Origin of the sequence: Bacillus sp. SRB_331 (genome assembly GCF_003264175.1) — a bacterium.
Lineage (GTDB): Bacteria > Bacillota > Bacilli > Bacillales > Bacillaceae_G > Bacillus_A > Bacillus_A mycoides.
In genome coordinates, this window is the sequence record NZ_NADV01000047.1 from 47,605 (window position 1) to 68,311 (window position 20,707).

13 protein-coding genes are annotated in these 20,707 nt (G+C 33.6%); 4 read left to right on the forward strand and 9 right to left on the reverse strand.

The window, feature by feature from the left end; all coding sequences use genetic code 11:
- Positions 1-17: 17 nt before the first annotated feature.
- Both B5P42_RS27420 and B5P42_RS27425 read right to left on the reverse strand, forming a co-directional pair.
- Positions 18-1,427 (reverse strand): glycoside hydrolase family 1 protein, encoded by a 1,410-nt coding sequence (locus B5P42_RS27420; protein ID WP_113735713.1) that lies wholly within the window; start codon positions 1,425-1,427, stop codon positions 18-20.
- Between the two features lie 205 nt (positions 1,428-1,632).
- Positions 1,633-2,622 (reverse strand): phosphatidylinositol-specific phospholipase C, encoded by a 990-nt coding sequence (locus B5P42_RS27425; protein ID WP_113735714.1) that lies wholly within the window; start codon positions 2,620-2,622, stop codon positions 1,633-1,635.
- 380 nt (positions 2,623-3,002) lie between these two features.
- Between B5P42_RS27425 and B5P42_RS27430 the strand changes: the two genes are divergently transcribed.
- The 3 genes from B5P42_RS27430 to B5P42_RS27445 all read left to right on the forward strand — a co-directional run bounded on the left by B5P42_RS27430 (position 3,003) and on the right by B5P42_RS27445 (position 7,853).
- Complete coding sequence (locus tag B5P42_RS27430; RefSeq protein WP_002088026.1) at positions 3,003-3,800, forward strand: cell wall hydrolase; 798 nt, start codon at positions 3,003-3,005, stop codon at positions 3,798-3,800.
- Positions 3,801-4,101: 301 nt separating this feature from the next.
- Complete coding sequence (locus B5P42_RS27435; RefSeq protein WP_113735715.1) at positions 4,102-5,439, forward strand: NAD(P)/FAD-dependent oxidoreductase; 1,338 nt, start codon at positions 4,102-4,104, stop codon at positions 5,437-5,439.
- Between the two features lie 494 nt (positions 5,440-5,933).
- On the forward strand, positions 5,934-7,853 hold the full coding sequence (locus B5P42_RS27445; RefSeq protein ID WP_113735716.1) for an LTA synthase family protein: 1,920 nt from the start codon (positions 5,934-5,936) through the stop codon (positions 7,851-7,853).
- Between the two features lie 99 nt (positions 7,854-7,952).
- Here the strand turns inward: B5P42_RS27445 and B5P42_RS27450 are convergent, their stop codons facing one another.
- Positions 7,953-10,736, reverse strand: coding sequence for a dynamin family protein (locus B5P42_RS27450; protein ID WP_113735717.1), 2,784 nt, complete (start codon positions 10,734-10,736; stop codon positions 7,953-7,955).
- A 485-nt stretch (positions 10,737-11,221) separates the two neighbouring features.
- Here B5P42_RS27450 and B5P42_RS27455 point away from each other — a divergent pair, with 485 nt between their 5' ends.
- Positions 11,222-11,407, forward strand: a complete 186-nt coding sequence (locus B5P42_RS27455; protein WP_000461142.1) for a hypothetical protein — start codon at positions 11,222-11,224, stop codon at positions 11,405-11,407.
- Positions 11,408-11,932: 525 nt separating this feature from the next.
- Here the strand turns inward: B5P42_RS27455 and B5P42_RS27460 are convergent.
- The 6 genes from B5P42_RS27460 to miaB all read right to left on the reverse strand — a co-directional run bounded on the left by B5P42_RS27460 (position 11,933) and on the right by miaB (position 20,701).
- On the reverse strand, positions 11,933-12,919 hold the full coding sequence (locus B5P42_RS27460) for a choloylglycine hydrolase family protein (RefSeq protein ID WP_002185086.1): 987 nt from the start codon (positions 12,917-12,919) through the stop codon (positions 11,933-11,935).
- A gap of 342 nt (positions 12,920-13,261) precedes the next feature.
- Positions 13,262-15,205 carry a DNA mismatch repair endonuclease MutL gene (gene mutL, locus B5P42_RS27465; protein ID WP_113735718.1) on the reverse strand — a complete coding sequence of 648 codons (1,944 nt, stop codon included), beginning with the start codon at positions 15,203-15,205 and terminating at the stop codon, positions 13,262-13,264.
- Positions 15,206-15,213: 8 nt separating this feature from the next.
- Positions 15,214-17,886 (reverse strand): DNA mismatch repair protein MutS, encoded by a 2,673-nt coding sequence (gene mutS / locus B5P42_RS27470; protein ID WP_113735719.1) that lies wholly within the window; start codon positions 17,884-17,886, stop codon positions 15,214-15,216.
- A 180-nt stretch (positions 17,887-18,066) separates the two neighbouring features.
- Positions 18,067-18,609 carry an outer spore coat protein CotE gene (gene cotE / locus B5P42_RS27475; RefSeq protein WP_002014610.1) on the reverse strand — a complete coding sequence of 181 codons (543 nt, stop codon included), beginning with the start codon at positions 18,607-18,609 and terminating at the stop codon, positions 18,067-18,069.
- A 127-nt stretch (positions 18,610-18,736) separates the two neighbouring features.
- Positions 18,737-19,168 (reverse strand): YlbF/YmcA family competence regulator, encoded by a 432-nt coding sequence (locus tag B5P42_RS27480; RefSeq protein WP_002033698.1) that lies wholly within the window; start codon positions 19,166-19,168, stop codon positions 18,737-18,739.
- A gap of 3 nt (positions 19,169-19,171) precedes the next feature.
- The gene (gene miaB, locus B5P42_RS27485) at positions 19,172-20,701 is read right to left on the reverse strand and encodes a tRNA (N6-isopentenyl adenosine(37)-C2)-methylthiotransferase MiaB (protein ID WP_113735720.1); all 1,530 of its coding nucleotides are present in this window, start codon (positions 20,699-20,701) and stop codon (positions 19,172-19,174) included.
- Positions 20,702-20,707: the final 6 nt, after the last annotated feature.

A 20,707-nucleotide genomic window follows, 5' to 3' on the forward strand; every position in this document is an offset into this window, starting at 1 on the left:
AAATACTCTTTTATCTGTTATAACTCTTCTCCTCTCGTTTCGATCACATGTTTATACCAATGAAACGAAAGTTTCTTCTTACGTTTTAAGTTATCATTATGATCGACAAAAATAAAGCCATATTGCTTTTTATATCCATTTAACCAACTTAACAAATCAATAACTGACCATGCATAATAACCTTTTAAATTAATTCCCTCTTGAATTGCACGCTTCATTACTTTTAAATGCTCTTCAATAAATTTAATTCTCGGAACATCTACAATTTCTCCGTCAATGATTGGATCTTCATCACCAAGTCCATTTTCCGTTACATACATCTTTATGTCGCCGTAACGTGCTTTCAACATATGCAATCCATCTAAGAAACCTTCGGGAGATATTTCCCATTCCCATTTTGTATATGTTTTATCATCCATTTTAACTGTTCGATAAAAACCATCAAAAGAAGGATTACCTGGAGCAAGTGTTGAGTTTTCTCGAGAATGTTCTTCATTCTTTAGATCCATATCGTATCTTTCCACTCGTATCGGTTGATAATAATTCAAGCCAATAAAATCATTTTTCCCGGCATTTTGTTTAATGATTTCTAATTCTTCACCCGTCCAATTAGGAGTCCATCCTTTTTCCTTTAATTGCTGTACAACATAAGACGGATACTCACCTTTTAAAACTGGATCGTAGTACCAATGCGTTTCATATTCATTCGCATGATTTGCTGCTAGTATATTTTCTTTTTGATCATCCACACTATAAGCAGGTAAGAAAACATGTGTAATCCCTATCTCCCCATACTGTTTCAGCTGCTTGTACACCGCAACTGTTTTCGCATGCGCATAAAATACATAATGAGTCGCTTGAAAATACTTTGGAACATCATTTTGTATTCCTGGTGGATGTGCACCTTTTAAATAGCCTAATCCACAAAACATTACTGTTTCATTGAAAGTAATCCAATGTTTCACTCTATCACCAAATGCCTTAAAGCAAATTTCTGCATACTTTACAAAAGCCTCTGCTGTTCGTTTATTCGTCCACCCACCATCTTTTTCTAACGGTAATGGTAGATCCCAATGATATAAAGTGGCAAACGGTACAATCCCGTACTTTAAACATTCATCAATTAAATTGTTATAAAATTTAATTCCTTTTTCATTTACCTCTCCATCTCCAGTCGGCAATATTCTCGCCCAAGAAATCGAAAAACGATACGATTCCAATCCCATCTCAGCCATTAAACGAACATCTTCCTTATATCGATGATAATGATCAACCGCTACATCACCATTTGTTCCATCGTATGTTTTGCCAGGAATTTTTGAAAACTCATCCCAATTCGTAACACCTTTTCCATCCTCATTCCATGCACCTTCTACTTGATAAGAAGCTGAAGCAGCTCCGAATAAAAAATCATGTGGAAACTTCATAGTATATACCTCCGTTTCGTTAGAATAAATCAAATTCATTATCACATATTTGATTTATAGGTACAAATTTTATATGTAGTAATTATAGCTTAAGTTTCGATTTTTTTCTATCATGAACGTACGATATGTAAAACTATATTTGATGTTAATTTTTAGAAAACAAAAAAGAAGCGATGTATTTCATCGCTTCTTACTATGACAATCTTTACTCTTTTACAAGTGACTTATTCGCTCTTATAACTTCTTCATAAAGTATTGGGGACCATTTTTCATTTATATAATCTTGAATTACCCAGCCCACTCTCGTAGGATTCTTTTGCTTCATATAGTTTGCAATTTCAGGATTTATGTAGGACGCATAATAATATGGACTATTCCATGCTGTACCACCAGAAGACAAGCTTGTAAAATTAATATATAGATGATTACAATCTTCACTGTTGTTAATCGTTTCATTTATCGTATCTTTAATAGATTTTACTTTCTCATCATAACTCACTTTATATTTATCTTGTACTGTTACATTTACATTTTGATTTACAGTTGTCGTAAACGTCTCATTATCTGGCCAATAAAAATTATTATATCCTCCAGATTCATTACTACCACTGTATCTTTTTAGTAGCACAATTTTTCCTCGAGCATCTCCAAGTCTTATATTCCCTTCTGTTTTTAAAAAGATAGGATCAGGAAAATAATTTTTTTCAAACGTACTACTAAATGAATCTTCTGCCCCTTTCATATCCTCATACTCTTTTTTTAAAGACATAATAATCGTTTCACTTGGATTATCTTTTAAAAATTGTTTCGCTTCATTTATAAATTCATGCAATGTTACATAAAGATATAATGGCCCATGATGAAGAACTATCGTATTATCATCTGTTAAACGCCCTCTAATATCAAAAATTCTAGCTCCGTGATCCATTTGGTAACGAAAATTATATTCTTGCGTCATTCCCCATACTTGCTTTATCGGATTTTGCAACTTGAACGTTCCACTATCATGTGTTCCTGGAATTGAAATTCGTGCTAACGGTACGTTATCGGGTATAGGTTGCATCCATTTTGACCAGTTTTCAAGCCCATTACCAGCGCTAACAGCAACTGCTTGCTTATCATTGAAAGCAAATACAAATGTGCTAAGTATAGTACTACATATGAATAATTTCAAAATAAACTTCTTATTACTCATTTTTATTCCTCTCTTTTCTGTTTTATATCAAACTTATTGAATATATTATAAGCTACTTAATAAATAATGTTTCATAAATATGGAATATTGCATAGAAGTACAATTTAAAAACATCCACATATTCTCATCTCAATGCATTAAAAAAATTTAATATCCCTTTTCACTAGATAAATTATAGTAAGCAACAACTCGAACTTCAATGGGCTTTCATATGCAATATTTCATATTTGGGTCCTACATGATATAAATAAAAAACTTATAATGATTGTTTATTCTGTACGTGCTAATATACTTATATTAAAATATAAATACATATCTTATATACTCTGAACTACATTACTCAACAGTTAAAACTTAATTTTTTATTGGGAGGATTTACAATGAAATTATTAAAAATAAAACATATAATTCCTTTATCTGCGGCAGCAATTACATTCGTATGTAATCAAGGTGTAGCTGAGGCTTCCACCATTCATACAGTAAAAAAGAATGATACACTTTGGGGTATCAGTAAACAATATGGAGTTTCCATACAATCTATTAAACAAGCAAATAATAAAGGAAAAGATCAAACTTTTATTGGTGAACAGTTACATATTCCAGGATCCATGAAATCAAATGAGGTCACTGTTCATCAAAACGACAAACCTAAGAACATCTCTGGACAAATTATTTATCAAGTACAGCCGGGAGATTCATTAGAAATTATAGCAAAGCGTTACAATGTTACCGTTCAATCTATAAAACAAATTAACAATACAGTCGGAAACAAGCTTTATACAGGACAACATTTAAAAATCAATTCAAGTATTTCAGAAAAAGAAAAAGACTTAATGGCACGCTTAGTTACTGCTGAGGCAGGTGGCGAATCATATAAAGGAAAAGTAGCGGTGGCGAAAGTTATCCTGAATCGTGTAAATGCAAATGGTTTTCCAAATACAATAACAGGTGTTATTTATGAACCTATTAAACGCGGATATGCATTTACTCCTGTTACCGATGGTAGAATTAATCAGCCTGCAAGCGCAGAAGCAAAAATGGCAGTAGAAGAGGCTATCTCTACAAATGGAATACATTCTGATTGGCTTTATTTTTACAATCCAAAAACTTCAACAAACAAATGGATTACGACACGTCAAACAGTAGCGGTAATCGGTAACCACGTCTTCGCTAAATAAAACTATAATTCTCTTCAAATTTATGCACTTAACAACTATTTCAAATGATTAGCAGACCTCTTCACTTAAAAGGTCTGTTTTTTATATGTAAGATTTTATTAATCATATGACATAGTGATCATTTAAATCTATTTCTTCTTTCAAATAAAAACATTTGTATTTACTCCACCACTCGGAGAAATTAAAAAAGCATCAAGTTCAAAAACTCCCTCTTTATTAATAAAAGCTATTTCTTAACTTCATAAAAGTGTTATACACTAAGAAAATAAAAAACAAACTATTCGTTAGCAGGTGAAAGAATATGTATGATGTTACAATTATCGGAGCTGGAGTGAGTAGCATTTTTATGGCTTATTCACTAGCTACAAGTAATAAAAAGGTTTTAATTCTTGATAAAGGTAAAGCGCTAAAAGATCGCCATTGTCCTTTAGACCAAGGAAAAGTGTGTAATTGTACTACATGTGATAAATATTTCGGGTTTGGTGGTTTAGGAAAATCTGAAGGGAAATTTAATTATACAAACGGATTTGGCGGAGAACTTGAGCAAAAAGTCGGTAAAGAAGGCTTTTTACAACTTATGGCTGAAGTAGATGAGATTCTATGTCAGTTCGGAGGAAATTCTGTTTCAAAATATTCTACAGAAAATCCAACTCTTAATAAGAGAGCTGAAACGTGTGGTTTACAAATGCTCACAACAGAAGTAAGGCATCTTGGCACTACACTTTCAAGTAATATTTTTCAGCAGCTCTACGAATTTTTACTTACGAAAATAAATATCCGATTTCATATAGATGTAGAGCATATCATAAGGCAGAAAGATCATTTTAGAATAGCTACAAATCAAGGGATAGTTCAATCTAAGCAACTCGTATTTGCAACAGGACGTTCCGGGGCTGATTGGTTAAAAGAAATATGCTCTTCCCTTGAAATTGCACAGGAGCAAACTCGTGTAGATTTAGGTATTAGAGTAGAGATGAAAGAACATCAATTACGTTCTATATTAAAAGATACATTTGAGACGAAACTTTCTTATCAGCATGAACATTTCACGGCTACTACTTACTGTATGAATCCAAAAGGACGCATTATTCGAAAGTACGAAGAAGGTTTAGTTATGCCTGACGGTCAAAATTTTCGAGAGCAAGAAACTGGCACTTCTAACTTAAATTTCACTTTATTTATCCCGCGCTATTTTCCAACTCTCAAAGAAGCAAATGTATACGCAAGTTCAATTATTAAAAACATTAACCAAGGACGAGATCGGATTGTTATACAACGTTTAGAGGACTTAATAAAGAAACAACCTACAGCGGAGAACAACATGAAACATAATCGTATACAGCCTACACTACACGGAGATTATGGAGACTTGAATAAAGAAATTCCTCCACTATATATTGAAGGACTCAAAAAATTTTTATTACGTTTAGAACAATTTATCCAAGAACCTATCGATCAAGATACTTTATTATATGGAATTGATGGCAAGTTCTACGCTCCTACAATAAAAATCAATAACCATTTTGAAACAAGTATGAATGGGCTATTTTTAATTGGAGATTGTTCAGGCGTCACTCATTCATTATCTCAAGCAGCTGCAAGTGGCCTGTATGTTGGAAAATACTTGTCTGACATTTAATTGCTATAATTTAGATACCAATCAAACATTTTGAGTTTCACCAGTACTTTACTTATGTAGTAATAGCATGAATGAAATCCTTCCCGTGCTACTGATTAACCCACAAAGAATCGGGATTTTACAAGATACATATTTAATATAACCATGTATGTAAAACTATTGACATTCAATTCTAACAAATTGAATGTCAATAGTTTTACAAGTCTCTATTCATTTTCACTTTTATTTGTTCGATATTTTGTAACATCGCCGTAGTGTTTAATATGTTAGGATGTCTATAAGTATTTTTTACTACAACTATGACTTTTTCTGCTCCGTTTCTAAAAAAATTAGATTTATGTTACTTCGCTTTAAAATTCTCCATTATATGTATATGAATACTTCAAATTATTACCTTTAGAAAAATATAATCTAAATAGTTCACCACACTCTAATAGTTATAAAAATATAATATATAACATTAGTTAAATAAATTCTATAAAGAAGGTGTAAAAATGAAGAATAAAATAAATTTACAACTGCAAAATATAAGCTTTGTTATAATAATTGCTTTAGCAGTATGGTTAAAAACATATCTTATTACGCGATTCAGTTTTGATTTAAAAATTGAGTCTTCTACACAAGAACTTATTTTGTTTATTAGCCCTCTCGCTGCATCGTTAGCATTTGTTGGATTAGCATTATTTGCAACCGGTGAAAAGAGAAATTATATAGCGCTATGTATTAATCTCTTATTAACAATCGTACTTGTTGGGAATGTAATGTTCTATGATTTTTATAATGATTTCGTTACGTTACCAGTACTTGGACAAACATCGAACTTCGGCCAATTAGGCGGCAGTATTATAGAAATATTGAACTACAAAATTATACTCGCATTCGTAGACATTATTTTCTTCTTTATTTTATTAAAAAAGAAAGCAATAGTCTTTAAAACAGAACGTGTAACTCATTCTGCACGCTTATTATATTTTCTTTTAACAATTGGTGTATTTTTTGCAAATCTACAGCTTGCAGAAAAAGAACGACCTGAATTATTAACGAGATCCTTCGACCGCGTAATGCTTGTGAAAAATTTAGGACTATACACTCATCAAGTATATGATTTAACACTACAAGTAAAAGCTGGATCCCAAAAGGCACTTGCAGATAGTAGTAAATTACAAGAAACTGAAAACTACGTAAAATCAAACCAAAGTGAACCAAATCCTAATATGTTTGGTGCAGCGAAAGGAAAAAACGTAATTGTCGTTACTCTTGAATCCTTGCAAACCTTTTTAATAGGTGCATCCGTCAATGGTCAAGAAGTTACACCGTTCTTGAATGAATTCATAAATGAAAGCTATTACTTTGATAACTTTTTCCACCAAACTGGTCAAGGAAAAACATCAGATTCTGAATTTCTAATAGATACATCGTTGTATCCATTAAATCGAGGAGCTGTATTTTTCACGCACGGTAACAACGATTATACTGCGACTCCAGAAATTTTACGTCAGCAAGGCTATTTCACTTCTGTATTCCATGCGAATAACGCAACATTTTGGAATCGTAATATTATGTACTCTGCTCTCGGTTATGATCGTTACTATAATGAACTTGATTACAAAATTACGCCCGAAACAAATTTAAATTGGGGATTAAAAGATATCGAATACTTTGATCAATCAGTAGATATATTAAAAACTGTTGACCAACCCTTTTATGCTCGTTTCCTTACTTTAACGAACCATTATCCATTTACGTATGATGAAGATACAAAATTCATTGAACCATACAACTCTGGAAATGGCGTATTTGATCGTTATATCGTAACAGCACGTTACTTAGACGAATCAATTAAAAAATTTATTGAGCGTTTAAAGGCCGAGGGAATGTATGATGATTCTATTATTGTGTTGTATGGTGATCATTATGGCATTTCTGAAAAACATAATCGCGCAATGGCACAGTTTTTAGAAAAAGATCAAATAACAGAATTTGATACTTTAAATTTACAACGTACACCTTTATATATTCATATGCCTGGACAAACAGAAGGTCAAACGATTTCAAAGCCTACGGGACAAATCGATATGAAACCTACTATTCTAAATTTACTTGGGATTGATACTACGAAAGATATCCGCTTTGGTCATGATATGTTTTCAGATGAATATACCGGTTTTGTTGTTTTACGTGATGGTAGCTTCGTTACAGACAAGTATGCATATACAAATCATACTTTTTATAATCGAGAAACAGGTGAGGTTGTAGATTTACCAAAAAAAGAAGCTCAAGAAATGATTAACCGTGCACAAAATGAGTTACGAATGTCTGACAAAATTATTGAAGGCGATTTATTACGTTTCTCAGAAAGTAATAAAATTAAAACTGGAGAAGTAAAAACTAAAATTAAAGAAACTGAAAAGTAATCTATATAAAGAAAGGGAGCAACTCATTACGGTTGCTCCCTTTTCCCCTCTTATAACACATGATGCAATTTTATATAAAAAACTTGATATATTTTACTTTTATTCTACGCTTGTTTCTAAAGTTAAATCTGTATAGGCATTATCCTCACCTATATTTAAGATTACTTCACATTGACGTAATCTCAATTCAAAGAGCGTTATAGGATCATGATAAACTTCAGGGTTTGATTTCATTTTATGCAGTTTATCTTGTTTTTCTTTTATTTCTAAATGAGTGTTTTTTACAGCTTGTTCCAACGAGCCAAATGGATTTCTGAAGAACATATTAATATCCCGCTCTTGTGTGTTTTCAAACAGCTCAAACTGCAAGAAAAATTTCTTCATAATAGAAGCCGTTACATCGGTATAATCTTCATTTTCTAAATACTGTTTGTATTTGTTATATAGCATAGCTTTATTTTTAGGAAGAACTCCAAATAATTTACCGGCACTTTTCAGTAAAAATTGTGCTGGCGTAAATCGGCGTAAAATATTTACTTCTTCCATTTGTATTCTAGTTGTCATTCTATCAGTATCTCTGCGCCAGTCATCAATTACTTTAAAGTCACATTCTAACTGTATTCGATTTTCTCCAAATAAAGAATTAAGTCCTTCACTGGTTTCTGCTAAGTACAATTGACTTTGAAGGAGCTCGTTATTAGAAGTCGCAATCCAATTCTGCATAGAGCGAGCAAGATTAGGTAATACAGTTTGTTCTAGATATTGTTGCACCCTTTCATTCATCGCTGTATTTAGTTCAATATCAATGTGCCCAAAATCACTTTCTTCACTAATTAAATCGGAACAACTCTGCAATAGTTTCGGAATATGTTCTGTAAGATCATTAGTAATTTCGTTTTTCATTGTACGATATGTTTCTGTAATTAAATGAATTTTTTCCTTCTCAAAAGCAGTAAGGTTATTAATACAAGCATTTAGTTTAACTAACATATCTTCATTCCAATTAATAGAATCCACTAGATTATTTTCCCTCTCGACGCGTTTATCCAAAAGATATGTAATTGTTTTTCTAATGAAAAACAATAGCTTTTCAGTACGTTCTGCATCGATATTTTTATGGTTAAAGTTAAAATGAATAAACTCAGTTAAATCGTTTAGTTGTTTACTATTTGTATATAACGAAGAATAAGGGAAAACTCTTGCATTAGGGAAATATGTATTTATTCTCACTTGCGTATCTTGTATAACTCTTTTTGCTTCTGCTTCATTATAAATGTTATCAATTTTATTTAATAAGAAATGAACTTGTAGATTTGGTGTATGTTCTTGGATACTTAATAGAATGTCACGTTCTTTGTCAGTAAAAGGTGAATCCGTATTCAATACGAATAGTAATTCATCTACAGAGTTTAAATATTCAAACACCTCATCTCTCGCGTCATTGTTCCTATTAAAGCTAGGTGTAACAACGAATGTAAGTTTATTTTTACTTAAAAACCTGCATGGTAATTTAAATTCAACACACGCTCTATCTCTATATGTTTGACGATGCACTGCCATCATGTTATGGAAATCAGAGAAATTCTCAGTTGTTGTAATTTCCGAATCTGTTATAGCGTTAATTTCTGTATAAGCGTCATTTTTAAAAACAACTACATTTGAGATTGAGTTTTCTAATATATTTTCTCCTAAAATAGAGTTAATAAATGAAGCTTTTCCGTTCCCTGAAGTTCCAGTTACTAATAGGCGATTTGTTCTTAAATCTGCAAGCTCACCAACTAACCAGCTAAATCGGTTACCCATTTCTAAATCATGTTCTTGTGCCCAGTGTGTAATAGATTCAAAAAGATGTAAACTATACTCTAAGCCATTCACATGATTAATAGAATATGACAGTAGGTCTTCTGCATCTTTTATATCCGCTGAATCTATTTTAGAAGGAAAAATCTCATCCCATGCCAATACTGCTGCAGATGGAAATACAGCATGAGAGGGATTGACTACCTTTAACCAATTTGTTAACAGGTTTGGAATGATATCGTGTAATTGTCTAAGCATATATTGACCTTGAATTAATTCAAAGTATGTTTCTTCGTAAAGAGAAGAAATTTCGTCCCATATATCGGACGAATGTATTTCGATATGTATGAAAAATTCATTTATTGTGTTGAGCCATAATAAGTAATTTTGTTCATCTTTATAGCTGTGCCAAAGTGATGAAACAATTTGCGTAAATTGTACTTGATCTACATTATTTAATGTAACTAATACTTTATAAAAATAGTCTGGTGAAATATTTTTAGTAAATCCTTTATCGATATATTCTTTTAGAACCTCAAACCACGGATAAGATTCTGTTCGAATTAACTCGTTCACAGCAAGCTCTACTGCACTATCAAAATCTTGCTGTTCTTCATAAAAGGAACGGGCAATTGTTGTGACGTTTGGATAATCGGGATTTAAAGAAACCGCTTCTTTTATAACAGCGAAAGCTGAATCAAAATTATTTTGCTCGATGTAAAGAGACAGTAATTGCAGTACAATTTCAGTCATAAGTGTTTTGTTATCAGTAGTAATGGAAGTATACACATTTTCAGCAACTGATAATTGGTTAAGTTCGAAGTAAGCATCCGCAATATTTTTTTGTGCCCATGGTGCTAGTTCATTACTAACTTTCTCCCATTTAAAAATAGCTGCTTCAAAATCTTGATGGTGATAATAAAATTCACCTTGTGCAAAACGAATATAAGATCCATCAGAAATCTCATTTTTTTCTTCGTTTACATAAGCTTCTCCAAGTACTTGAAGAGGTGGGTGTGTTTCATTCTCCATTAGGAATGTTTCATAATACATCTTTTTTATTAATTGTTTTTCTAATCTCATTTTTTCCCCCACTATATCTCAAAATACATTTTTTGAGATATGTCAATACTTTTTTGTATGTATGCTTTTTATCTTAACAAAGAATTCCTTTTGAAAAATTTCATTTTCCTTTCATTTTTCAAGTAAGATTGAATTTTTATGAGAAAAGTTTCAGTTTTTTTTCAATTCCCTTTCAGTTGTGAAACAACATTAAATGTTCCTAATAACCTAATAACACTATAATATTCCACATTATATTATCAGGAAAACTATATATATATTACATTATAAAAACAATCTATAACGAATATATATGCAAGATTCCCTTCGCTAATAAATAAAAGAAATCCTTATAATATATTTCTCACATTGTTTTCCTTTGAAATATTTCAGTAGTTACGTAATTAAATTCCATTAACCTATATAAATAACTAGTCCAAAAAAAATCTATATGCATATCATGTTATAGTAAAGAATTCAGGAAATCCTAAAAAGGAGGCATTTTCATGTTTGAAGATAAATCTAAAATAAATTACCCATATGAATTTACTGAAACTACAACAGTCCCTCTAAAAAACCCCATCAATAAAACTTTCAAAAACGGCTCTGGTACACATAACTTCCCAATTAAAAAGCATTATAAAGAGCAGGTTTTATATACTGAAAAAATTAATAATAATAAAAATAAATAACCGTATAGATCCTTATAACAATTAACCAAATAAGAATCTATATTTGGCCATGCATAGTTATGTGTTTAATAATGTAGAAATCCTTATTATACAATTTACGTACCTTTAAAAAGTGCTGATATACGGCGCTTTTTTATACATAGATAATAGAAGCACAAAAAAGGTATGGATATTTTCCACACCTTTTTTGTGCTTTGCTATTTATAAATGGAGTAGTACGTCCATGTTTATTTTACCTAATAGCACTTTAATGGGCCTTCTAGAAGAAATAAAAGCTAGTTTAATGAAAAAATAAGTTTCTTAGCCAATGCCCCTGCCCCTACCAGCAGAATTTTACTGGTAGGAGTCATTGGATTGAATTTATATAATACCTTGAATATTTTGCGTCTATTTTTTCTTAAGGGGTATTTATTCGGGTTACTTATTAGATTATCAATTATATTCCTTCCGATTCCTACTTTTTATAGGTCATTATTGCTCTATTATATATATTTGAAAATTTACTAAGCGTTGTTTCAAAGCTACTTAGTTTTCATAAAATATTTTTTGTTTCCGTTGGAACGGATAGGCTTTAATCTCATCTGTATCTAAATTTTCATGAAATAAATGAATGGCTATAATTTGTCTACAATCGTAAGTATGATAATAATATGTTCCGGACTCCATACACATTACGCTTGTATAAATGGTATTATCTAATGCACCTTCTTCTGTTATTACTCCGCCTTTAGGAACCTCGCAATTTGATAAGATATGAAAAAGGGCCGATACTCCCTCTTCTTCACTATCTATACCTTGAATGTTTTGTTTGCCATATGCTGCTCGCACAAACCTTGATGGCGGGGTGAAATCCCCTGGAAGTCCCATTGAACCTGAGCCCTGACCAAAAGCACTTAATGGTACATTACTCCACTCTGTTGGCGCGAATGGCTGCGATTTAAGGCCAATATATTGTCTTAAATTTTGTAAATGCCAACTAAACTCCGGACTATTCGTCATCACTCCTAGTGGGTTGTCATACATTTTTAATCCTTCATTTGTTGGCTCCAGTACAATGCAATCTCCCCATTTATCCGCTAAAATCCAATGGAGTGGCGGCGTAAGTCCTAAATCCGGTAATGGTATATCCAAAAAGGTAATGCTATCTACAGATTTCTTTAACTCTTTGACAGAATTGAATTGTGTGAGACTCCAAGTCACAAAATCAAATGGAGCCAAATTCGTTTTGTTATTATCTATACTTTTACTATAAGTAGCGAATCCTGGAAAATAGAGTGTTGCACATGTCATACCTGCTTCATTTACTCCGTCCGCCATAATGACCCTTCCTTGATGATTAATCCCCATTCCGACCGTAGCATGTTTCGTATTAATGATTTCACCAGTTATATTATTCCACTGGTAATGTCGAGGAATGATTATTACTTCTTGATTCAAATCTAATGTAAAATCCATCGTTCTTGCAAAAAGGTGCTGACCGTTTTTTGTCTGTAATGTCAAACTAGTACACATAAAGAACACCCCATTTTATGGTTTTATATACACTTTACATAATTCTGATAAATCTGTAAATTAAAACCCCTTTCCTTACAAAAAAATGAGAAAGCACATATAAATTACAAATAGGTTATCTCTAGTTTATAAATGAATTTTTAAAATATAGTTGCAAAAGAATTATATTAAAAAGGAGCGACTTGTTACTATCGCTCCTTTTTATTTCTCTCAATATTTTATTAAAATAACTGTAGAGAACATTGCTATTACATATTTATTTTAACACATATAAATAATACTAGGCACTTTCAAACCGTTTCAAATAACTAGGAACGAACTTTTTCTCTTTGGACATTAATCCTACATAACCCTCTTAAACATCTTCTCCAACTCATAAGTAGAATGATGCACCAGAATCGGTCTTCCATGCGGACATGTATATGGGTTTGTTGTTGTACGCAGTTCTTCAAGTAAAGCGAATATTTGATCGTTCGTTAAATATTGATTTGCTTTAATCGATGCTTTACAGCTCATCATAATAGCTGCTTCTTCACGTAATTTTTTAATATCAACTTTTTTTAGTTTGACGACTTGCTCCATCATCTCATCAATGATTTCTGTTTCTTGTCCTTTCGGGAACCACGTTGGATGCGAACGAACGATAAAGGATTGATGGCCAAACTGCTCTAAAAATAGTCCGACTTTTTTTAATTCTTCTAACTGCTCTTCGACACGTAAAAATTCGGTAAGAGATAAATCGATGCGGTACGGTACAAGTAATTCTTGTACTTCTTGCGTAACTCGTCCCACTTTATCACGGAAATATTCATAATTGATGCGCTCCTGCGCAGCATGCTGATCAATCATATATAGCCCGTTATCATTTTGAGCGAAAATATATGTTCCGTGCATCTGTCCAATTGGATAAAGCGGCGGTAAGTCATTACCGTTCATTTCAATCTCTTCTATCTCCCCGACTTCTTCTTCCAATTCCTCTAATTCAAAATCGTCATCGTTGCTAGTCCGTTCCTTTTCCTCTCGAACCGTTTCTTCTATTACCGGCTTAGAGGATGGCTGCCAGCTTTGCTCTTCTCTTACGAGTGACTGTGGTGGTTGCCATTCTTGCTTCGGCGGTTGCCACAGTTGTGCTGGTTGTTTTACAGTCGTTGTTTCTTCTTGTTTCTCATCCATTCCTGTTGGTAAAACGATGTTAGGCATAGATGATTCTCTCGGTTTTGTATGCTCAAACTTGAACTGTTCTTGCACACTTTCATCTTTTTCTTTTTTCTTCGTTGTTACACCCGCATCTGGAATGAGTTGTATTTTTTTGAATGCAGCTTGCAATGTTTCTTCGATAAGCTTTAGCAATTCTTGTTCTTTACTAAAGCGTACTTCTAATTTTGCTGGATGTACGTTGACATCAACAAGCATTGGATCCATTTCAATTGATAAGAAGCCGATTGGGTATCGTCCGATTGGCAATAACGTATGATATCCTTGCTGAATTGCTTTCATTAATACGAAATTTCGAACGTAACGGCCATTTACAATCGTTGACATATAGTTACGCGACGCTCTCGTTACTTCTGGTAATGTTACATAACCTTTAATTGTAAAGTCTAGAGACTCAGCTTCAATCGGAATAAGCTTCTTCGCAACTTGAATGCTGTAAATCGATGCAAGTACTTGTCTTACATCACCGTTTCCTGATGTATGAAGCAATTTCTTTTCATTATGAAACAGTTTTAACGATACTTCTGGATGAGACATTGCAATACGATACACGATATCTGTAATGTTCCCAAGCTCTGTATGAATAGTTTTCATATATTTAAGACGCGCTGGTGTATTAAAGAATAAGTTTTGTACTGTAATATCTGTTCCTTTTCGGCTCGCCGTTTTCTCTTGTTTTATAATGTCTCCACCTTTAATAATAAGGTGTGTACCAGGCGCATCACCTGTGCTTGTGATTAATTCTAATTCACTTACAGAAGCAATACTCGGCAGGGCCTCTCCGCGGAAACCGAGCGTTCTTATACGAAATAAATCATTTTCATCTTTAATTTTACTCGTTGCGTGTCGTTCAAATGCAACGATACAATCTTCTTCAGCAATACCATCTCCATTATCGATGATGCGAATCTTCGATAATCCAGCTTCTTCTAAGTGGATTTCAATAGATGTACTATTCGCATCGATGGAATTTTCCACGAGTTCTTTTACAACTGAGGCAGGGCGCTCTACTACTTCCCCTGCCGCAATTAAGTTAGATAGTTGATCATCGAGTTTGCGAATTTTCCCCATCTACTTACTCATCCTTTCTTTAACTTTTTCTGCAAGCGATACAGTTCGTTCATCGCCTCTAAAGGTGTCATATCAAGTAAATCAATTTTTTTAATTTGCGCAAGTACTGCCGTTTCTTTTGCATCTAGAACTGACTTGTCTTGTTTTTTCGAAGACTGTTCTCCACCAAAGAATGATAATTGCGATTCTTCCTCAGTCTCTACTTTCGTCTCTTGTATTTCTGCTGGTTCTTCTTTTACAACAACTGGTTCTGGGGCGACTTCTGGCACTTTCACTTCTACTCGTTTCGGAATAACAATTTCTTCCTGTCCTTCTAGTTGTGCTAACACTTCTTTCGCGCGAGCGATTAAGCTCTCTGGAAGCTCGGCAAGTTGAGCAACGTGAATTCCGTAACTTTTATCAGCCGCTCCATCTTGAATTTTATGAAGGAAAACTACTTTTCCATTCTCTTCAATTGCTGAAACATGTACATTCTTTAGTTGGTCTAAACTTTCTTCTAACACTGTTAATTCATGATAATGTGTAGAGAATAATGTTTTCGCACCAATTTGGTCATGAATATGTTCAATGATTGCTTGCGCAAGTGCCATACCATCATACGTAGATGTACCGCGTCCAATTTCATCGAATAAAATTAAACTTCTCTCTGATGCATTTGCAATTGCATTTTTCGCTTCTAACATTTCAACCATAAATGTACTTTGACCTGAGATTAAATCATCCGCTGCACCAATTCTCGTAAAGATTTGATCGAAGACAGGTAATACTGCTTCTGTCGCTGGTACAAAACAACCAATTTGTGACATAACAGTAACAAGTGCTAATTGTCTCATATACGTACTTTTACCAGACATGTTCGGTCCTGTAATTAAAAAGACATCCATCTTCTCCGGCATAATACAATCATTCGGTACATACAATTTCCCGTTCAATACTTTTTCAACGACAGGATGACGACCATCTTTAATAAAGATTTCGCGCTTATTTGTTAAAACAGGTTTTACAAACTGCTCTTCTTCACTAACTGTCGCAAAGCTTTGCAGTACATCTAGTTCACTAATTACTTTCGCTAAATGCTGTAATTTCGGAATGAATACTTTGACTTCTTCGCGAAGTGCTGTAAATAAATCGTATTCTAATTGTACAATTTTCTCTTCTGCTTCTAAGATTAATGTTTCTTTTTCTTTTAATTCATCTGTTATGAAACGTTCAGCATTAGCAAGCGTTTGTTTACGCTCATAGCGCCCTCCTGGAAGTGCTGCAAGATTAGCCTTCGTCACTTCAATATAGTAGCCGAAAATACGGTTGTACCCGATTTTTAACGATTTAACTCCTGTAATATCACGCTCTCGTTTTTCAAGCTCAGCGATCCACGTTTTCCCGTTTTTACTAACGTAACGATATTGATCAAGCTTGTCATTATAACCGTCTTTAATAATATCTCCATCTTTAATAGAAAGCGGTGGGTTTTCTTGAATACTTCTTCCTAGTAATTCAGTTAAGCTCTCACATGGATCCGCACCTTGAATTAACCTTGCTGCATAAGCATTATCTAACAGACTAATCGCTTCTAAAATAGCTGGTACTTGCAGTAAAGAACGTCTTAATTGTAATAAGTCCCGTGCATTTACATTACCAAATGCAACTTTCCCTGCTAAACGCTCTAAATCATATACTTCTTTTAACTTTTCTTTTAAATCTTCACGTAAGAAGTAATCATTTACAAACGTTTCAACCATTTCTAAACGCTCTTCAACTTTTTCTTTCTGGATAAGTGGACGTTCCATCCACTGTTTTAACATACGCCCACCCATAGCCGTTTTTGTTTTGTCTAATAGCCATAATAATGAGCCTGTCTTTTCCTTCGTGCGAAGAGTCTCTGTTAACTCTAAATTACGTTTTGAATGCACATCAATTTTCATAAATTGATTCGTGTAATAAATTTCTACTGGTTGCAAGTGATCTAACGAACGTTTTTGTGTTCTTATCACATAGTTAAATAAGCGTCCAATTGCTTTAATTAATTTTGCTTGGGAAACACTTTTCACAAGATGTTCTAATCCTTCTGGAATAGTTGTTGCATCTTCATACGAAATCGTCATTTTTAATGTTTCAGTTAACTTATTTAATTCATCTTTTGAAAATGTAGAATCTACAACAATTTCTTTTGAACCAGTCGCATACACTTCTAATAAAATATCTTCTACTGAACCAGTTAATAACGTCACTGTATTTTGTCCAGTCGTTAAGTCATTACAAGCTAGCGCATAAGATCCATCTTCGAAATGTGTTAATGCTGCTAAGAAGTTATTCTCCTTCTCGTCTATTGTACGCCCTTCCATCATCGTTCCTGGCGTAATTAGTTGTACTACTTCACGACGTACTACACCTTTAGCTGTTTTTGGGTCTTCCACTTGCTCACAAACAGCTACTTTATATCCTTTTTCAACAAGTTGTTCAATATAATTTTTAGCTGCATGATGCGGTACACCACACATCGGTATACGTTCACTACTACCACCATCTCGGCTCGTTAATGTAATTTCAAGTTCATGAGCTGCTTTAACCGCATCTTCAAAGAACATTTCATAAAAATCACCTAATCGGAAAAATAAAAAGGCATCTTGATAGTCTGCCTTAACCTTTAAGTATTGCTGTATCATAGGGGTATATTGCGTCATGTCTTTCCTCCATAATTCTTACATAATAATCTATATTCATATATGTCACACTTCACGGACATCCATATCTCCTATTCCAGGAGTCTTTCCTCATTATAGCACATTTCATAAGGAATCATGTTCATGCAGAACCACTTATGTACTGTAAAAAGCTAGGAAGAACTTCTCCCTAGCTTTCTCTTACTCTTCTTCTGCATCGACGATAAAGTTCGGATCTAATTCTTCAAACTCATCATCATCGACTTGGAAATCCTCGTCTGATTCTACGCAACCTTCAGGATTTACACTTACACAAATTTTCGTTTCCCCAACTACTTCTGTTACAAATTCACGTTCTACCGTCACAACAATTTTATTACCATTTGGCGATACAAGAGCTTCTAAACAATTTGGCGGCTGAATTACACGAGCGATAATTTCTAAATCGTCACCAGAGAAGTTTTTATCACGATACCCAATACTTACTTCATCATTGTAGTTAACACGTTCTGTTACAACTTCAGTCTTTGTGTTTCCATCAAATGAATACCAAGTGTTTACATCATAGAAACCTTCAATTTCCACATGTTTTCCATTCTTTCTCGCTTCGTACGAATGGTTAATTACCCAGCACCCTAAAATACTTGTTGGCTCATTATTCGATTCACATGTATGCGTTGACTTTGTATACTTACGTCCTTTTCCAACCACTGCTTTTGTAATAATCTCTCTAAATTCGGACATTCGTAACCCTCCTCAATCACTATTCACTTAATCATATGCGTGACAATAGCGGAATGTGTCATTCTTTTTTTTGAGAAGAATTTCCGATATAACCCACTAAAAAAAGAGATGTCAATAAGACATCTCTTTAACAACCACAATTTCCTTTTTTACTTTCTACTGCTGCACCAGTTTCACCCTTCAACACATCGCCGCCAGTTGAAACTAATATCTCATCTGTTACATTGTTAGAAATGGTACTAGCAACTAGCTGTAGTAAGTCATTTACATACGTTTGTGAAGATTTAAACTCCTGTACAACTGGGATATTATCTAACTTATCTTGAAGTGCATCAATTTCAGCTTCTACTTTTTTCAAAGCTTCCCATTTCCCATAATGTTGCAAGTTTACTGCTTGTTTTTGCAAAGCTTTTATTTCATCAATTGCTCGCTTTACATTTTCATTTTTATGAATTTGTGCTTCTGCTCGCTTAAAGAAATCGACTTCTTCTGTTTCAGAGATCATTTTCGCTAATTCTTTCGCTTGCTCAACAATTTCATCTTTCGTATATACTTTCATCTATTATTTCACCTCAATCGGCTCCTTAACCAATTCCCCGTTAAGAGACCAAGTTTTTGCTTCCGTTATTTTTACTTTCACAAGCTGACCAATTAAAGATTTTGAAGCAACAAAGTTTACAAGTTTATTCGTACGTGTATATCCCGCAAGTACTTCAGGATTATTCTTACTTTCTCCCTCAACTAATACTTCTACAATTTGACCTATATAACGCTTATTCTTATTAACTGCATATTCATTCACTAGTGTATTTAAGCGTTGCAATCGCTCTTTCTTCACTTCCATCGGAACATTATCTTTCATTTTTGCAGCTGGTGTACCTTCACGCGGAGAATAAATAAATGTAAATGCCGTATCAAATCCTACTTCACGATATAACGACATCGTCTCTTCAAACTGCTCATCCGTTTCATTTGGGAAACCAACGATAATATCAGTCGTTAGCACTGCATTCGGAATTGTTTCTTTAATTTTTCGTACAAGCTCTAAATAGTGTTCTCGCGAATATTTACGCGCCATAATTTTAAGCATATCTGTACTACCAGATTGAACCGGTAAGTGGATATGTTCTACTAGGTTACCACCTTTTCCAAGAACATCAATTAAATGATTGTCAAAATCACGTGGATGGCTTGTTGTAAAACGAATACGCGCGATATCGATTTTACGAAGTTCATCCATTAAATCGCCAAGACCATATTGTATATCTTCAAAGTCTTTACCGTATGCGTTTACGTTTTGTCCAAGTAACGTAATTTCTTTATAACCGTTCGCAGCTAAATGGCGAATTTCTTTAATAATATCTTCTGGACGTCTGCTGCGCTCTTTTCCGCGTGTATACGGTACAATACAATATGTACAAAACTTATCACAGCCATACATAATATTTACCCAAGCTTTAATATCACCACGACGTACTTTCGGAAGGTTTTCAATTACATCCCCTTCTTTTGACCAAACTTCAACTACCGTCTCTTTTGAGAACATTGCGTCCTTTAGGATATACGGTAATCTATGAATATTGTGTGTACCAAACACCATATCTACATGCTGATTTTTTTGCATAATTTTATTTACAACAGATTCCTCTTGAGACATACAACCACATACACCAATTATAAGATCCGGATTTCTTCGCTTTAATGATTTTAAATGACCAAGTTCACCGAACACTTTATTTTCAGCATTTTCACGAATTGCACAAGTATTTAATAAAATTACATCTGCCTCTTCAGTTGAAAAGGTTGGCTCATATCCAAGTGTTGTAAAAATCCCAGCCATTACTTCTGTATCATGCTCATTCATTTGACAGCCATATGTACGAATGTAAAACTTTCTTCCTGCGCCAAAATCGCGAAACTCTTCAGGTAGGCCAAAATCTCTTTCAATTTTAACTTCTTCTTTCCCACGCTTTTTCGCCAATTTCAAGGAAGGTGGTTGGTATACACTTTCAAAGTATTTACTATAATCTTTCTCTTCTTTTTTCGTAGAGGAATTTGCTTGTCGACTTGCTAATCGTTGTTGCTCGTTCATCGGTAA

Bases quoted from the DNA above. Each gene is read 5' to 3' on its own strand.
- B5P42_RS27430 (WP_002088026.1), top strand. From the start codon at position 3,003: ATGAAATTATTAAAAATAAAACATATAATTCCTTTATCTGCGGCAGCA.
- B5P42_RS27460 (WP_002185086.1), bottom strand. From the start codon at position 12,919: ATGTGTACTAGTTTGACATTACAGACAAAAAACGGTCAGCACCTTTTT.
- B5P42_RS27435 (WP_113735715.1), top strand. From the start codon at position 4,102: ATGTATGATGTTACAATTATCGGAGCTGGAGTGAGTAGCATTTTTATG.
- B5P42_RS27480 (WP_002033698.1), bottom strand. From the start codon at position 19,168: ATGAAAGTATATACGAAAGATGAAATTGTTGAGCAAGCGAAAGAATTA.
- B5P42_RS27445 (WP_113735716.1), top strand. From the start codon at position 5,934: ATGAAGAATAAAATAAATTTACAACTGCAAAATATAAGCTTTGTTATA.
- B5P42_RS27425 (WP_113735714.1), bottom strand. From the start codon at position 2,622: ATGAGTAATAAGAAGTTTATTTTGAAATTATTCATATGTAGTACTATA.
- mutS (WP_113735719.1), bottom strand. From the start codon at position 17,886: ATGACGCAATATACCCCTATGATACAGCAATACTTAAAGGTTAAGGCA.
- miaB (WP_113735720.1), bottom strand. From the start codon at position 20,701: ATGAACGAGCAACAACGATTAGCAAGTCGACAAGCAAATTCCTCTACG.
- B5P42_RS27455 (WP_000461142.1), top strand. From the start codon at position 11,222: ATGTTTGAAGATAAATCTAAAATAAATTACCCATATGAATTTACTGAA.
- B5P42_RS27420 (WP_113735713.1), bottom strand. From the start codon at position 1,427: ATGAAGTTTCCACATGATTTTTTATTCGGAGCTGCTTCAGCTTCTTAT.
- mutL (WP_113735718.1), bottom strand. From the start codon at position 15,205: ATGGGGAAAATTCGCAAACTCGATGATCAACTATCTAACTTAATTGCG.
- B5P42_RS27450 (WP_113735717.1), bottom strand. From the start codon at position 10,736: ATGAGATTAGAAAAACAATTAATAAAAAAGATGTATTATGAAACATTC.
- cotE (WP_002014610.1), bottom strand. From the start codon at position 18,609: ATGTCCGAATTTAGAGAGATTATTACAAAAGCAGTGGTTGGAAAAGGA.